The sequence below is a fragment of the Spirillospora sp. NPDC052242 genome, assembly GCF_040679555.1.
Classification (GTDB): Bacteria; Actinomycetota; Actinomycetes; order Streptosporangiales; family Streptosporangiaceae; genus Spirillospora.
This window is the reverse complement of sequence record NZ_JBFAUZ010000039.1, coordinates 42,153-57,946: the sequence shown is the minus strand read 5'-3', so window position 1 is coordinate 57,946 and position 15,794 is coordinate 42,153. Positions and strand designations below refer to the sequence as shown.

Annotated in this window: 10 protein-coding genes; 8 read left to right on the top strand and 2 right to left on the bottom strand. The window is 76.2% G+C overall.

Annotation, left to right across the window (positions count from 1 at the left end; all coding sequences use genetic code 11):
* Nucleotides 1-5: 5 nt before the first annotated feature.
* A complete protein-coding gene (locus AB0L25_RS28540) occupies nt 6-767 on the bottom strand; it encodes a M50 family metallopeptidase (protein ID WP_500175834.1) in 762 nt (253 codons plus the stop codon).
* A gap of 281 nt (nt 768-1,048) precedes the next feature.
* Here AB0L25_RS28540 and AB0L25_RS28535 point away from each other — a divergent pair, with 281 nt between their 5' ends.
* From AB0L25_RS28535 to AB0L25_RS28510, 6 genes are all read left to right on the top strand, one after another.
* On the top strand, nt 1,049-3,175 hold the full coding sequence (locus AB0L25_RS28535; RefSeq protein WP_500175801.1) for a hypothetical protein: 2,127 nt from the start codon (nt 1,049-1,051) through the stop codon (nt 3,173-3,175).
* Nucleotides 3,176-3,322: 147 nt separating this feature from the next.
* A complete protein-coding gene (locus AB0L25_RS28530) occupies nt 3,323-4,306 on the top strand; it encodes an AAA family ATPase (RefSeq protein WP_500175800.1) in 984 nt (327 codons plus the stop codon).
* Between the two features lie 10 nt (nt 4,307-4,316).
* A complete protein-coding gene (locus AB0L25_RS28525; RefSeq protein WP_500175799.1) occupies nt 4,317-5,471 on the top strand; it encodes a DUF58 domain-containing protein in 1,155 nt (384 codons plus the stop codon).
* Nucleotides 5,468-7,726 (top strand): transglutaminase TgpA family protein, encoded by a 2,259-nt coding sequence (locus tag AB0L25_RS28520; RefSeq protein WP_500175798.1) that lies wholly within the window; start codon nt 5,468-5,470, stop codon nt 7,724-7,726. The genes AB0L25_RS28525 and AB0L25_RS28520 overlap by 4 nt, the downstream gene beginning before the upstream one ends.
* Nucleotides 7,727-7,780: 54 nt before the next feature.
* Nucleotides 7,781-8,722, top strand: a complete 942-nt coding sequence (locus AB0L25_RS28515) for a threonine ammonia-lyase (protein WP_500175797.1) — start codon at nt 7,781-7,783, stop codon at nt 8,720-8,722.
* 91 nt (nt 8,723-8,813) lie between these two features.
* On the top strand, nt 8,814-10,910 hold the full coding sequence (locus tag AB0L25_RS28510; protein WP_500175796.1) for a fibronectin type III domain-containing protein: 2,097 nt from the start codon (nt 8,814-8,816) through the stop codon (nt 10,908-10,910).
* A 94-nt stretch (nt 10,911-11,004) separates the two neighbouring features.
* Here AB0L25_RS28510 and AB0L25_RS28505 read toward each other — a convergent pair whose 3' ends face one another.
* A complete protein-coding gene (locus AB0L25_RS28505; RefSeq protein ID WP_500175795.1) occupies nt 11,005-12,720 on the bottom strand; it encodes a serine/threonine-protein kinase in 1,716 nt (571 codons plus the stop codon).
* 363 nt (nt 12,721-13,083) lie between these two features.
* Between AB0L25_RS28505 and AB0L25_RS28500 the strand changes: the two genes are divergently transcribed.
* Together AB0L25_RS28500 and AB0L25_RS28495 are read left to right on the top strand one after the other, a co-directional pair.
* Nucleotides 13,084-14,577 carry a hypothetical protein gene (locus AB0L25_RS28500; protein WP_500175794.1) on the top strand — a complete coding sequence of 498 codons (1,494 nt, stop codon included), beginning with the start codon at nt 13,084-13,086 and terminating at the stop codon, nt 14,575-14,577.
* A gap of 75 nt (nt 14,578-14,652) precedes the next feature.
* The gene (locus tag AB0L25_RS28495; RefSeq protein ID WP_500175793.1) at nt 14,653-15,789 is read left to right on the top strand and encodes a CaiB/BaiF CoA transferase family protein; all 1,137 of its coding nucleotides are present in this window, start codon (nt 14,653-14,655) and stop codon (nt 15,787-15,789) included.
* The last annotated feature ends 5 nt before the right edge of the window (nt 15,790-15,794 follow it).

Genomic DNA, 15,794 nt, shown 5'->3' with positions numbered 1-15,794 from the left:
CCCGGTCAGTTACCGGGCATGAGGGGCAGGTCGGGCAGGTCGGACGGCGACAGGTCGGACGGGGCGAGCAGCGCGCCGCCCGCGACGAGCGCGGCGAGCGCGACCGCGCCGAACATCGTCACCCACGCCGCCCCGGGGACGCCGGTCAGGTGCGCGAGCTGGTCGGCGTCGGAGGTCGGGGCCATCCGCCGCGCCCGCATCCGCTGCAGCTCCACCACCGGGCGGGCCGCCGCCAGCAGCAGGAACCACGCCGCCAGGTAGGCGAACCCCGCCTGGACCTCCGCCGACCCGAACCAGGAGACGGCGAACACCAGCGCGCCCGTCCCGACCACCGACAGCACGCCGTAGGCGTTGCGGATCATGACCAGCATCGCCGCGAGCAGGGCCAGCGTGAACCACAGCATCAGGGTGATCCGCCCGGCCGCCAGCAGCACCGCGAACAGCAGCCCGAGCAGGGGAGGGGCGACGTATCCGGCGAACGCCGTGAACACCATCCCGGGACCGTGCGGCTTGCCCCGCGACACCGTTACGCCCGACGTGTCGGAATGCAGCTTGATGCCGTCCAGCTTCCGGCCGGTGAGCAGCGCCGCCAGCGCGTGCCCGCCCTCGTGCGCGATCGTCACCGTGTTCCGCGCGACCCGCCACGTCGGGCCGTGCAGCACCGTCCCGAGCGCCACCAGGCCGACGAGCGCGACCAGCCACCACGGCGGGTCCGGCTGCGTGCCCGTCAGGCGGTCCCACAGGTCGGCGATGCTTGCGTTCTCCACGTCCACCCCGGATTCCTCGTCGCGATGCCCAACAGTAGGACGTCGCGGACAAGGCTCGCGTTCGGTTCCGCACCCCCGGAACGGCGACGCCGCCGCCGAATGTGAGACATGTCACCCGCCCGCACCCGTGACCCGCCGCCCCGCCGCGTCGCGGCAGGCCCGAGCCGTGCGCTTCCGTTCCGGTACGACCCGCACAACCGTTATGGTGCCCTCCCGTACGGCGGGCGCCGCGCCACCGGCTCCGCGGGGGCGGACGGCGGCGCGACGAGAGGGTGACGGGATTGGGCGGCGGACGCTCTCCCGCGCGGACGGGGAAGCCGCACGGGATCATCCGGTCTTTCGGACGCGACCGGCTGACGGGGCAGATCGCGATCGCGCTCGCGGGCGTGCTGGTCGTCGGCGCGCTCGTCTACGGCGTCGGCGCGGCGAGCGCCCGCTACCGGCCGTCCGACGTCGGCGCCTGGCTCGGTGCGAGCGCCAAGGGCCTCGTCGTCCACGCCAACGGGCCCGCCGGCAAGGTCGACGGCAGGGCCGAGCTGCCGCCGGGGATGCGCGGGCATCGCATCCGGGTCGTCCAGGACGGCACCACGGTCCTGCTCGTCGACACCGAGACCGGCGTCGTCAGCCGCATCGACCCGGCGCAGCTCGAGATCATCGGGTCCCGCGGGCTGGGCGGCCCCGGCCTGCAGGTCGCCGTCGGCGGCGGCGCCGCCTACACCGTCGACCTCGTGAAGGGCGTCGTCCAGCGCATCGACCCCGTCAGCCTCGCGCCCCTCGGCGCCGCCGCCACCCTCGCGGCCCCCCTCGGCCAGGCGGGCATCGACGGCCGGGGCGCCCTCTGGGTGCCCGTCCCGCGGGACGGCCGGGTCGTCCCGTTCCACGACGGCGGACCCGGCACCCCGGTCGACGTCGGCGAACCCGGCGACACCCTTTCCCTCACGATCGCCGCCGGCACCCCCGTGGTCGTCGACAGCACGTCCGCGACCGCGCACGTCGTGCGTCCCGAGGGCGTCCAGACGATCCGGCTGCCCGCGGGGGTCGCGGCGACCCGCGGGGGCGTCGAGGTCCCCGCGGCGACCGACGGCGGGGTCGTCCCGATGCTCGGCGCGGGCGGCTCCCTGCACCTGCTGGACACCGGCGTCGGCCGCGTCGAGTCGGTGGCGCTGCGCGTCCCCGACCACGAGTTCGCGCCCCCGCACATCCTCGGGTCCCGCGTCTACCTGCCCGACCGCACGTCCGGACGCCTCCTGGTGTTCGACACCGCCGCCGGCGCCTGGCGGGAGCCGATCGCCGCCACCCGTCCCGGCGGCGCGATCGAGGCGCTCGTCCGCGACCACATGCTGTGGTTCAACGACCCCGACGGCGCCCTCGCCCTCGCCTTCACCCGCGACGGCGCGGTCAGGCGCGTGCAGAAGTACGAGGAGGACGTCCCCGGCGGCGCCCGCCGCCCCCTTCCCGTCCAGGCGGACCCCGGCGGCGGCGGGGACGGCGCCAACACCGGCGGCGGGCGCGGCTCCGGGCGCGGCGGCCCGCCCCGCCCGCCCGCGAAGCCCGACCCCGCCGCCCCCGACCCGCCGACCCCCACCGCGTCCGGCGAGAACGGCGCGGTCGTCGTCCGGTTCACCGCCGCGCCGCAGCCGCGGGGCGTCTTCCCGGTCACCGGCTTCGTCCTCCTGGACGCCGCCGGCCGCCCCGTCGCCGCCGCGTCCCCGCGGACGCACCCCGGCACCGCGACCGAGGGCGCCTTCACCGTCGGCGGCCTCACCTGCGACGCGACCACGCACGTCTTCAAGGTCGCCGCCGTGTACCGGGACGCTTCGGGGAAGACGAAGCACAGCCCGTCCGGCGACGTCGGCGCCACCGCCTGCCAGGCCCCGCCCCCGGCCACGGCCCTGCGCGCGACGCCCGTCAACCACGGCGCCCGGCTCACGTGGAACGCCTCCCCGGGCTACGACGTCACCTACACGGTCACCACGCCCGCCGGGACGCTCGAGACCGAGTCGACGTCGGCCACGGTCGGCGGCCTGCCGAACAACGCCCGCCACCAGATCGCCGTCACCGCCCGCAACGGCGCCGGAACCTCCACCCCGGTCGCGACGACCGTCGACCTGGCCTATCCGACGCGGCAGTTCCAGAACCAGAACAACGGCCAGACGAACACCATCATCCGGTCCACCCCGGGAACCGGCGGAGCCCAGAACGGCCGGATCCCGCGAGGCGAGATCATCACGATGACCGTCGTGTGCCAGGTCCGAGGCGAGGCCTACACCGACAGCGAGAGCGGGACCAGCAGCGACATCTGGAACAAGGTCCAGACGCAGTACGGCGACGGCTACCTCAACGACACTCTGGTCGCCACGTCCAAGAACGGCTTCCCCTCGGACGGACTGTTCGAATGCGCCGAATGAGTCGAGTGAGCGCCCACCCGCCCGCCGCGGGGCCGAGGCACGACCAGGCGGCGGCGGGTGGATGTCGGGCGCAACCGATGGCGGGGTGTCGGCGTCCGAGTCACGACATGTCCGGCGGGGCCGGGCGGTGAGCACGGGGAGCAGGGGATGACGGAGCACGCCGGGGTCGACCCGGACGCGATGGCGGGACGGTTCGCGCAGATGTTCGCCGCGCTGGCGGGCAACGTGGAGCGGGTCGTGCGCGGGAAACGGGACCGGGTGGAGCTGGCGCTGACGTGCCTGCTCGCGGAGGGGCACCTGCTCGTCGAGGACGTCCCGGGCGTGGGGAAGACGACGCTGGCGCGGGCGATCTCGGTGTCGGTCGAGGCGGAGTGGGCGCGGATCCAGTTCACGCCCGACCTGCTGCCGAGCGACATCACCGGGGTGTCGATCTTCAACCAGGGGAAGAACGCGTTCGAGTTCCATCCGGGGCCGATCTTCGCGAACATCGCGGTCGCGGACGAGATCAACCGGGGGTCGCCGAAGACGCAGTCGGCGCTGCTCGAGGTGATGGAGGAGCGGCGCGTCACGGTGGAGGGGCGGCCGCATCCGGTGCCGCGCCCGTTCATGGTCGTGGCGACGCAGAACCCCGTGGACATGGACGGGACGTACCCGCTGCCGGAGGCGCAGCTCGACCGGTTCCTCATGCGGATCTCGATGGGGTACCCCGACCACCGGGCCGAGGTGGCGATGCTGGCGGGCGCGCCGACGGGCGCGATGCTCGACCGGCTGCCGCCGGTCCTGGGACGGGACGACCTCGCCCGGATGATCGACTTCGCGCGGCGGCTGCACGTGGCGCCGCCGCTGCACGACTACGTGGTGCGGGTGGTGTCGGCGACCCGCGGGCATCCGGACCTGCGGCTCGGTGCGAGCCCGCGCGCGAGCATCGCGCTGCTGGGCGCGGCGCGGGTGCGGGCGGCGGCGGCCGGACGCGCGTACGTGGTGCCCGAGGACGTGAAGGCGCTCGCGGTGCCGGTGGTCGCGCACCGGCTCGTCGTGACGCCGGAGGCGGAGCTGCGGGGGCGGGACGGGGCGGACGTCGTGGGCGAGGCGCTCGCGAACGTGCCGACGCCGCAGGCCGCCGCCGTCTGAGGGGCGGGGCGTGGGCGAGGGGCGGGGGACGGGCGTGCTGACGCCGCTGGGCCGGGGCACTGCGGTCGCGTCGGCGGTGCTGTACGCGGCGGGCTGGTGGCTCGGGTATCCCGAGCCGGCGGCGTTCGCCGTGGCGGGGCTGGTCGCGGTGGCGGCGGCCGTGCTGTGGACGCTGCCGCGGCCGCGGCTGGAGGTGCGGCGGGAGATCGCGCCCGCGAAGGTCGGGCGCGGCGAGCCCGCGACCGGGGTGCTGCACGTGACGAGCGCCGGGCGCGGCGTGCGGGGGCTCACCGCGCGCGACGCGGCGGGCGCGGCGGAGGTGGCGGTGGACGTCCCGCGCCTGCGGGCGGGCGCGACCCGGACGGTGTCGTACGCGCTGCCGACGGACCGGCGGGGCCGGATCGCGGTGGGCCCGCTGCGGCTGGTGCGCGCCGACCCGCTGCGGCTGGCGCGGCGGGTCCGCGAGTACGGGGCGCCGGGGACGCTGCTGGTGCGCCCCCGGACGGTCGTGCTGCCGCCGCTGCCGTCGGGCCGCGCGCACCATCTGGAGGGGCCGACGAGCGACCGGTCCCCGGCGGGGACGGCGACGTTCCACGCGCTGCGCGAGTACGTGATCGGGGACGAGCTGCGGCACGTGCACTGGAAGTCGTCGGCCCGGACGGGGACGCTGATGGTGCGGCAGCTCGTGGACGCGAGTCTCCCGACGACCACGGTGGTGCTGGAGGCGCGCCCGGAGCGCTGGCCGGACCCCGACGACTTCGAGCTGGCGGTGGACGCGGCGGCGAGCGTCGCTGCGGGCGCCGCGGCGGCGGGTTTCCCGGTCCGGGTGCTGACGGGGAACGGGCCGGTCGCGGAGACGCGGGGCGGCCCGGGCGACGTGGAGGAGATCCTGGACCGGCTCACCGGCGTCGCCGCGCGGGAGTGCCCGCAGCCGACGATGGACGTGGTGCGGCGTGTGCGCGCGGGCGGCTCGCTGGTCGTCGTCACGCCGGGCGACGCCGACCTGGGGCGGATCGCGGCGGTGCGCGGCCGGTTCGACCGGGTGGTGGTGCTGCGGGTGCGCCCGCCCGGTCCCGCGCCCGCGCCGCCGGGCGTCCGGGTCGCCGACGTGGCCGTGCTGGACGACCTGCCGGAGACGTGGCGGCGGCTGGGGGCGGCCCGATGAGCGCGAGCACGACGCCGCCCGTCGACCGCGGCTCCGGGACGGGGCGGGCCCGGTCCGGGACGGCGCCGCGCGAGGCGGCGCCGGGGATCCGGCCGGGCGCCCGGTACGCGTCGCTCGCGGTGACGGCCGCGCTGGCGGCCGTCGCGGGCCTCGCCTTCAACCGGGTGTTCGGGTACGGGCCGGTGATCCCCGTGGTCGCCGTGGCGGCGGTCGTCCCGACGCTGCTCGCCGCGCTACTGTCGGGGCCCCGCAAGAAGGGACGGCCGTGGCCGCTGTGGCTGTCGCTGGTGCTGACGGTCGCCGCCTGGGCCGGGACGTCCGCGCTCACCGTGCTGCGTCCCGCGCTGAGCGCGGGCACCCTGCCGCAGACGCTGCGGGACGGCGTGCTGAGCGGGTGGAAGGAGATCCTGACGACGCTGCTGCCCGCCCCGGCCGAGCCGCGCCTGCTGATCCTGGTCGGCGTGCTCGTGTGGCTGGCGGCGTTCGCGGCGGCGGAGGTGGCGCTGCGCACGTCGCAGCGCGCGCTGCCGTGCGTCCCGGCCCTGGCGGTGTGGGCGGTCGCGCTGCTGCTCGGCGTGGACGGCCCGGGGACGAACGTGCCGCTCGCCGCCGTGACCGTCGTGCTGATCGCGGTGCTGGCGCCGGTCCGCTCCGGCGAGCCCGACGCGGGCCCGGCGTGGCGGCCGATCGCGCTCGGGGTGCCGTGCGCGACCGTCCTCGGCGTCCTCGCGTACCTGGTGGCGCCCGTCGTGCCGGTCGCGGCCGACCCCTACGACCCGCGCGAGCAGGTGGAGGCGCCGCCGCCGCAGCAGCGCGACGGCGTCAGCCCCCTCGACCGCGTCGGCGGGTGGCTGCTGCGCCCCGACCAGGTCCTGTTCACCGTGGACTCGGGCCGGCCGGAGATCGAGCGGCTCGCGGTGCTCGACGCGTTCGACGGGGTGACGTGGTCGTCCACGGCCCGGTTCGTCCCGACGGGCAGCCGTGTGCCGGAGGGGCCGGAGCGGGAGCGGTCGCACACGACGACGCAGCGGATCACCGTCCGGGACCTGCCCGGCGTGTGGGTCCCCGCGCCCGACCGGCCGCGCCGCGTCGAGGGCATGCCCGTCGTCGCCGACCCCGCCGCCGGGACGCTCGCCGCGGCGGAGCCGCTGACGCCCGGGCGCTCGTACACGGTCACGTCGGTCGTCCCGGAGTGGCGGGCCGAGGACCTCGAAGGCGCCCGCGTCGCCCGCGACGCCGAGGCGCGCGCCGCCCTGAAGCTGCCGTGGGGGCCGGGCGCGACGAAGGAGCCCGTGCAGCTCGACGAGTTCGCGCGGTTCGCGGCGGCGGCGACGCGCGGCGCGACGACCGGCGTCCAGAAGGCGGCGATGCTCGCCGAGTACCTCAAGCGGTACGCGAAGTACGACGTGACGGCGGCGCCCGGGCACGGCTACCGGCAGATCGACTACTTCCTCGCCGAGGGCCGCCGCGGGACGCCCGAGCACTTCGCCGCCGCGTACGCGCTGCTCGCCCGCTCGGTGGGGCTGCCGTGCCGGCTCGTCGTCGGGTTCTCCGGCGGGAAGCGCGCCGGCGGGGCCGTGCAGGTGCGGGCGGGCGACGTGATGGTGTGGCCCGAGGTCAAGTTCGAGGAGCTCGGCTGGGTGCGTTTCAACCCGCTGCCCGACGACGCGCGGCGCTCGAAGGACAACGACGCCGTCGCGGCGGGGGAGTCGGCGCAGCGGCTCGAGCAGGCGCAGAAGAACGCGGCGTCCCCGCAGCAGGGGCCCGGGGCGGGCGAGAAGCCCGGGAAGCGGGCGGCGCGGACGGCCGCACGGGACGAGCCCACGCCGTGGTGGGTGTTCGCGTCGATCGCCGGGGCGGCGCTCGTCCTCGGGTACGTCCTCGCCGTCCTCCTCGCGCCCGCCCTCCGCACCCGCCGCAGGCGGGCGGGCCCGCCCGCCGAACGCATCGCGGGTGCCTGGCGGCAGGCCCTCGACCACCTCGCCGACGCGGGGCTCGGCGCGTCCCGCACCCTCACCGCGCAGGAGGTCGCACGCTTCGGCGCGTCCAGCGTGGGCGCCGACGCGCAGGGCGAGCTGGGCCCGCTCGCCGAACTCGTCGACCGCACCCGCTTCGCGCCGTCGCCGCCGGACGCGGCCGCCGCCGACCGCGCCTGGCGGCACACCGACGCCGTCGGGCGGCTGGTCACCGCGAAGGCCGGGCGGCTGCGCCGCCTCCGCCGCCGCCTGCACCCGCGCTCCCTCACCGGACGCTGACTAGGGTGGTCGGATGCGCACGCGGACGCTGCCGGGCGGACCCGGCGAACGCCCATGACGGCCCGTCCCGTCCGTGTCCCCGGACCGGACGACCTGGACCGCGCGTGGCGCGCCGTGTCGCGGCGCCTCGCGCCCACGCCGCTGGTGCCGTCGGGCCTCGCGCCCGGCGCGCTGCTGAAGCTCGAGACGTTCCAGCCGACCGGCTCGTTCAAGGTGCGGGGCGCGATCGCGGCGGTGGACGCGCTGCCCGCCGGGGAACCGGCGGTCACGGCGAGCGCGGGCAACCACGGCCTCGGGATGGGGTTCGCGGCGGCCGAGACGGGCGCGGACGTCACCGTCGTGGTGTCCACCCGCGCGTCCCGCGCGAAGGTCGACCGCATCGGCGGGTTCCCGGTGCGGCTCGTCCAGTACGGGACGACCTACGACGAGGCCGAGGCGCACGCGCTGACGCTGCCCGGCCGGTACGTCTCCCCGTACAACGACCCGGCGGTCATCGCCGGGCAGGGGACGATCGGCCGGGAACTCGACGCGCAGGCCGACGGCCCGCTGACGGTCGTCGCGCCGGTGGGCGGCGGCGGCCTCGCGGCGGGCCTGTCCCTGTGGGCGCGCGGACGCGGCGACGTGCGGATCGTCGGGGTGGAGTCGGCGGCGTCGCGGGGCGTGTCGGCGTCGGTCGAGGCGGGACGCGTCGTCGAGGTGCCGGTCGGCGACACGTTCGCCGACGGCCTGCCGGGCAACCTCGAACCCGGCTGCGTCACGCCCGGGCTGATCCGGGGCGCCGATCTGACGGCCGTCACGGACGCCGAGATCCGCGCCGCGCTGCGGTGGCTGCTGAGCGAGCACGGGCTCGTCGCCGAGGGCGCGGGCGCCGCCGGGGTCGCCGCCGTCCTGGCGGGCCGCGTCGAGGCCGCGGGACGGCTCGTCGTCGTGGTGTCCGGACGCAACATCACGATCCCGACGTACATCGGGGCCCTCGACGCAGGAAACGGCGACTAAACCCGTCATCGGCGACCGGATCCGGTCATTTTCCCCGGCGCTCGGACGGAAGTCACTACGGTGAGCGCGAATCGGGGAAGGTGGTCCACGGGTGGGTGCAGGCGCCGTCTTCACGCGCGACCGGCTGACGGGGCAGATCGCCGTCGGCCTCGTCGGCGCGGTCGTGATCGCCGCCGTCGTCTACGGGGTCGGCGCGGCCAGCGCGAAGTACGACCTCGCCGACGTCGGCGCCTGGCTGTCCGCGCGGACGAAGGGCCTGGTCGTCCACGTCAACGGACTCGCGGGCAAGGTCGACGGCAAGGCCCCGCTGCCCGCGAACGCCCGCGGCAACCGGATCAAGGTCGTGCAGGACGGGACGACGATCCTCATCGTCGACCAGGAGACCGGCGTCGTCAGCCGGCTCGACCCCGCCCAGATGAAGATCGCCGGCAGCGCCGAGTTCGGCGCCGGGATCCAGGTCCTCGCGCAGGACGGCCGCGCCTACACCGTCGACTCGGTGAACGGCGGCGTGCAGCAGCTCGACGCGATCACCCTGCAGCCCGTCGGCGAGGCCGCGCGGCTCGACCCCGTCCTCGGGCAGGCCGGGATCGGCGCCCGCGGCGACCTGTGGGTGCCGGTGGCCGTGCACGGGCGCCTCGCCGGATACCGGGACGGGCGGCTGCACGAGCCCGTCGACGTCGGCGAACCCGGTCACGACCTGACGCTCACGATCGCCGCCGGCACCCCCATCGTCGTCGACTCGACCGCCGCGACCGCCACCGTCGTCGAGCCGTCCGGGACGCGGCTGACGATCTCGCTGCCCTCCAGCGTCCGCGAGGCCGGGCGCGGCGGGGTGCTCGCCCCCGCGATCGCCGACGGCACGATCGTCCCGATGCTGGTCCCCGGCACCGGCTCCCTCGTCACCCTCGACACCGGCACCGGCCGCTACACCAGCACGCGGCTGCAGATGCCCCGGCACCGCTACCGGGCGCCGCAGGTCCTCGGCACGAAGGTGTACATCCCGGACGAGACCGCCGGGGCCCTCATCGTCTACGACGCGGCGTCCAAGCGCTTCGAGAAGCCCATCACGGTCGGCCGCCCGAAGTCGCCCCTGGAGGTGTTCGTCAAGGACGGTCTGCTGTGGGCGAACGACCCGGACGGCCCGGGCGCCGTCGTCGTCGACCGGCAGGGGCGGGCCAAGGCGGTCGACAAGTACCGCGAGCAGGTCGCGGGCGGCGATCGCCGCCGCGAGATCCCGCTCCCGGGCACCGGGGACGCGCCCCCGGTGCCCGGTACCTCGCGGCGGCCCGGCCAGGACCCGGTCCTGCCGCCGGCCGGGAACCCCCGGCAGCCCGGCGCGCCCACCGCCCCGTCCAACGTCACGGTCGCGCCGGGCGACGGGACCATGCAGGTCTCGTTCCAGCCCTCCCAGGGCGAACGCATCACCGGCTACACGCTCAAGGACGTCCCGGCGGGCCTCACCGCGACCCCGGCCGCCGTCGCGCCGAACGCCGCGCCCGCCTTCACCGTGACCGGCGGCGACTGCGGGCAGGAGTACCGGTTCCGCGTGGCCGTCCAGTACACCGACCCCCAGGGGCGGGCGCAGGAAGTCCTCTCCGCGGCCAGCGACCCCGTGCGCCCGTGCGTGACGCCCGGCGCCCCGACCAACGTCGCCGCACAGGCGACGTCGTCCGGCACCACGGTGTCGTGGGCCGCCCCCGCGGGCGGCGGCGCGTCCCAGTACAAGGTCGAGTGGACGGGCCCCGTCACGGGCTCGAAGGTCGTGACCGGCACGTCCGCCGCCCTCACCGACGTCTGGACGAACGGCGCCTACACGTTCACGGTCACGTCCATGAACGCCGCCGAAGCCGGCTCGGGCACCACCGTCGACGTGCAGCTGGAGGGACCGGACACCACCTATCCGGTCACCTCGAATGGTAATTCCACCGCGTTCGTCAGGAATACGCCCGCCGGGTCCGGAAATTCCGTCGTTACCGAGATGTACGACAACAACGGTGAGAACGTCACGGTGCATTGCAAGGTGAAGGGTGCTAGCTACACGCACCCTAGGGATACGAGCCTCAGCGGCAATACCTACACGAAGATCACCTATAACGGGAAAACCGGCTACGTCATCGGCTATCTGATCGATACGCCGGGCAACTGGAACACTCTCGCGGGTCCTCCGGTTTGGAACTGCGGCGGGTGACCGGTTCGGCGACCGCCGGACCGATCAAGCCATAGACCCGTTCGCGCCGTACGACCATCCGCCCCACCCCGGAACCGGGGCGGGGCGGACTCGTTCAGGCTCCGCCCCGGGCCTGCGCCACGCAGGCGACCTTCGACCAGGCCACGTCCGGTGAGGCGCCCTGGTTGACGCGCAGGACGGCGCCGATCCGGAAGCAGTTGTCCTCGTTCGGGATGAGCGGGGAGACGGCCGTCTGCGTCGATCCGGGGGCCACCGTCTTGATCGGCTCCGAACCGGCGGGGTCCCGCTGGATCAGCAGCGGGAGCTCGCGCGCGGCCGGGGGCAGCGTCCAGGCGAGCACCGCGCCGTTCGCCGCGGCCTTGGCCCGCAGGCCTTGCGGGCGCGCGGCGGCGATCTGCTCGGCGCTGATCGGCTCGGGGGGCCCGGACGCGGCCGGGGGCGTCGGCGTGCCGCCGCCCGCGGCAGGCGCGTTCCCCTTCGGGTCCTCGCCGCCGGACGCCGTGAGCGCGCCGATGCCGAGGGCGAGGCCGCCGACGAGCGCGACGCACACGGCGACGATCAGCCCGCGGGACGGCCCGTCCTGCGGCCCCGTGTGCGGCGCGCCCGGCGCCGCGCCCGCGCCCGGGGCGGGCGGGACGGGCGGGGCGGCCTGGAGCGGCTGCGGGGCCGCGTCGTACGCGGGGTACTCCGGACGGGACGACGCGGGCGCCGTGGGCGACACGGGCGGTCCGGGCGACGTGGAGTGCGCCGCGTTGGGGTGCCAGGGCGAGGTGTCCGAGGTCGGCGCCGGGGCGGCCGGGCGGGGGAGCGTCGGCGCGGGCCCGCGGGCGGTGGGCGCCCACTCCGGGACGGGCGGCGGGCCCGAGGTGTCGGGGAACGAGAGCCGCCCGCTCGCCGGGGCCGTTCCGCCGGTGTCGGAGAACGGCACCGGCCCGGCGCCCGTCGGGTGCGGCAGGGTGGACATGCCGCTGTGCGCCACGTCGGTGACGGGCAGGCCCAGTTCGGCCTGCACCTTCTGCAGGGCCTGCGCGAACTCGACCGCGCTGGCGAACCGCTGCTCGGGCGTCTTCGCCATCGCCCGTCCGATGACCTCCTGCACCTGCCGCGGCACGTCCGGGCGGGGGATGGCCGGGGGCGCGTCGTTCATGATGCGCAGCATGAGGAACGCGATGCCCTCGCCGGGCGGGCCCTTGAACGCGGGCCGGTCGGCGAGGAGCTGGTACAGGGTCGAGCCGAGCGAGTAGATGTCGGCGCCGACGCCGGGCTGCCCGCCCTGGAGGATCTCGGGCGCGGCGTGGTGCGGGGTGAACGCCTGGGTGTGGGTGGCGTCGAAGGAGTCGACCAGGCGCGCGATGCCGAAGTCGGCGAGCGCGGGCTCGCCGTACCGGGACAGCAGGACGTTCTGCGGTTTGACGTCGCGGTGCAGCACGTCCGTCTCGTGGGTGGCGGCGAGCGCGCCCGCCATCTTGACGCCGACGCGCAGCACCTCGGCGACGCCGAGCGGGCCCTCGCGGGCGAGCCGGTCGGACAGCGCGCCGTGCTCGAAGTACTCCATCGCGATGTACGGGCGGCCGGAGCGGGTCGTGCCGGTGTCGAGCACGGTCACGATGTTGGGGTGCCCCGACAGCCGTCCGGTGATCTTGCATTCGCGCTGGAAGCGCCGCATCGCGGCGTCGTCGACGGCGCTGACCGACAGCACCTTGAGGGCGACCATGCGGTCGAGGCGCTCCTGGTGCGCGCGGTACACGACGCTGAAGCCGCCCTCGCCGACCTGTTCCAGCACCCGGTAGCCCGGGACGTCCTCGGTCATGCGTCGGGGGATCCTTCTCGGTTGCGTTCACCGCGGCGGGGGCGCGGACGTCCGGGGCGTCCCCCGGAGATCCCCAGGGTAGTACGGGGAGGGGACGAAACGGGCGTGGTCGTTCTCGGTGCAGGGCGGGACGCCCGGGGCGCCGGAGCGTCCGGCGACTCGTCCTGAAATGCACGACATATTCTTTGGCCTTCGTCAGCGTTCTTCCAATTCGGCTCCGCGCCGGTCCGCGCGCCCCATAACCTCGGATCCGCGAACGGGGAAACGCATGGAGCGGAGTGGCGCGCCGTGATGGAAGATGTCCTGACGAATCCGGAGGCGGAATCGCCCGCGGCCAAATCGGCGTACGGCGACCTTGTCCGAATGGCGTATTTCGTTCTGCCGGGCCGGGGCAAGCGCGTCTACCGGCTGGCGATCGCCCGGCGGATCGTGGACGGCACCGCGCGCGGCGCCCGCGACCGTTCGGCGGCCGGGCTCGCCCGCCGCCGCACCCGCGTGCTGCGCCGCGCGATGCGGCCGTCCCGCCGGCTGCAGATCGGCCTCGGGCCCTGGCTGCGCGCGCTGCCCGCCCGGCTGCCCGATCCCGCGCTGACCGTCGCGCTCGCCAAGCTGGAGCCCGGCGTCCGCGTCGCCTACGTGCTCCTGCACATCGAGGGGATGCCGCGCTTCGCCGTCCGCGACCAGCTCATCGAGCTGCGGGTGCGCCGCCCCTGGCAGGTGATCGAGGCGGCCGACGCGGTCGAGGTGCCACCGTCGCGGCGGCCCGCGCGGTTCGAGCCGGTGCCGGTCCGGCCCGTCCGGAACCGGTCGGTGCTGCCGCTGGTGACGGCCGCCGCGCTCACCGCCGTCCTGGTCGGCGCGCTGGTGGTCACCGAGCGCCCGCCCCGGGCGCCCGCCCCGCCGCTGCGGCTCGTCACCGCCGCGCCGGACGCCTGGCGCGCCGTCCGGAGCCTGGACGCCTGGCCCGCGCGCGGCGACCTCGTCCGCGACCAGGTGTTCCTGCGGGAGGCCGCCACCGCCTGGGCCGCGGAGACCGGCGCGGACCGGCCCGGCGACGCCGCCCAGCTCCTCTACGCCGGGCGCGCCGCGGGCGGGCCGCTCGCAGTGATGCGCAGCGGCGCCCGCCTCGCCCGCTACACCCCGGCCGGGCTAGAGGTCCGCGCCGCCGGCGCCGACCCCGCCGCCCCGATCGCGCTGCCCGGGGACCGCTGGCTGCTCGCCCCCTGGGACGCCGCCCCCGAGACCCTCGACGGCGCGGCCCTGGCGGTCCGCGACGGCGTGACCGCGCCCGTCGCGCCCGCGACGCCCTGCGGCCGCGGCCCGCTGTTCCACGTCGGCTCCCGCACCGTCGGGGCCCTCGGCGGCCCGCGCGCGTCCGTCCTGGCCTACCGCTCGCCCGACCACCGGACGACCGACGCCGCGCCCCCGGAACGGCTCGGGCCCGCGGGCCGCGACTTCTGGGACCGGCTCGGCTGCCTCACCGCCGAGCGGGACCGGTCGGTCGCCGAGGCCGTCGCGTGGGACTTCTGGACCGGGCGGCTGCCGCACGGCGGGGGCCGCGCCGACTGGGCGTGCACCCGCCTGGCGTTCGCCGACGGGACCGGTTCGTCCGAGGCGATGCTCCTCACCCGGGACGAACGGATCCGGACGGGCGCCTGCGACGTGCGACGCCCGGTGAGCGGCACGTGGTGGACGGCGCCGGACGGTACCCGCCGCTACCTCGCCGCCGCCGCCCGCGGCCTCACCCCGCACGCGGACGGCGGGCTGCGCACCCGCACGGAGGGCCGGCTGCTCGTCGGCACCTCGCCCGACCCGGGCGGCGCCGTCCGGGTCACCGCCCGGGACCGCGACCGCTGACCCGCGTCAGCACACGCTTACGCCGATGGTGCACACTGGGAGGGACCGAACGACGTTCAGTGAAGGGGTCGCGAGATGGGCAAGGGTCCGCTCTCCGGAGTGCGGGTGATCGAGCTGGCCGGAATCGGCCCGGGTCCGTTCGCCGCGATGCTGCTGGCCGACCTCGGCGCCGAGGTGATCCGGGTGGAGCGCGCCTCGGCCGTCGGCGCCGGGATGGCCACCGACTTCACCAACCGCGGCAAGCGCTCCGTCGCGGTCGACCTCAAGTCCGACCGGGGCCGGGACGTCGTCCTGCGCCTCGTCGAGAAGGCGGACGTGCTGCTGGAGGGCTTCCGGCCGGGCGTCACCGAGCGCCTCGGCATCGGCCCCGACGCGTGCCTCGACCGCAACCCCGCCCTCGTCTACGGCCGGATGACCGGCTGGGGCCAGGACGGCCCCCTCGCGCAGAGCGCCGGCCACGACATCGGCTACATCGCCGTCACCGGCGCCCTGCACGCCATCGGCCGCGCCGGCGGCCCGCCGCAGGTCCCGATGAACCTCCTCGGCGACTTCGCGGGCGGCAGCATGTACCTCGTCGTCGGCGTCCTGTCGGCCCTGCTGGAGTCCCGGACGAGCGGCCGCGGCCAGGTCGTCGACGCCGCCATCGTCGACGGCACCGCGCACCTGTCCACGTTCATCCACGGCTTCCTCGCGGGCGGCATCTGGCAGGACCGCCGCGGCGTCAACATGCTCGACACCGGCGCCCCCTGGTACGACGTCTACGAGACGGCCGACGGCAAGCACATGGCGGTCGGCGCGATCGAGCCCCAGTTCTACGCGGAGTTCGTCCGCCTGCTCGGCCTCGACGGGGAGGACCTGCCCGGGCAGCACGACACCGCCCGCTGGCCCGACCTGCGCGACCGCTTCGCCACCGCCTTCAAGGCCCGCACCCGCGACGAGTGGGCCGAGGTCTTCCTCCCGAGCGACGCGTGCGTCGCGCCCGTCCTGTCGCTGGAGGAGGCGAAGGAGCACCCGTACAACACGTCCCGCGACGTGTTCCCGGAGCTCGGCGGCCACCGCCAGCCCGCCCCGGCCCCGCGCTTCTCCCGCACGCCCGCAGAGACCGACGGCGTGCCCGTCCTGCCCGGCGGCCAGACCCGCGACGTCCTCACCGACCTCGGCTTCGACGACGTCGACGCCCTCATCGAGTCCGGCGCCGTCGCCCAGGCGTGACCCGC

Excerpts from the sequence above, each read along its gene's own strand:
- AB0L25_RS28530 (WP_500175800.1), top strand. The coding sequence starts at position 3,323 with ATGACGGAGCACGCCGGGGTCGACCCGGACGCGATGGCGGGACGGTTC.
- AB0L25_RS28520 (WP_500175798.1), top strand. The coding sequence starts at position 5,468 with ATGAGCGCGAGCACGACGCCGCCCGTCGACCGCGGCTCCGGGACGGGG.
- AB0L25_RS28515 (WP_500175797.1), top strand. The coding sequence starts at position 7,781 with ATGACGGCCCGTCCCGTCCGTGTCCCCGGACCGGACGACCTGGACCGC.
- AB0L25_RS28505 (WP_500175795.1), bottom strand. The coding sequence starts at position 12,720 with ATGACCGAGGACGTCCCGGGCTACCGGGTGCTGGAACAGGTCGGCGAG.
- AB0L25_RS28500 (WP_500175794.1), top strand. The coding sequence starts at position 13,084 with ATGGCGTATTTCGTTCTGCCGGGCCGGGGCAAGCGCGTCTACCGGCTG.
- AB0L25_RS28495 (WP_500175793.1), top strand. The coding sequence starts at position 14,653 with ATGGGCAAGGGTCCGCTCTCCGGAGTGCGGGTGATCGAGCTGGCCGGA.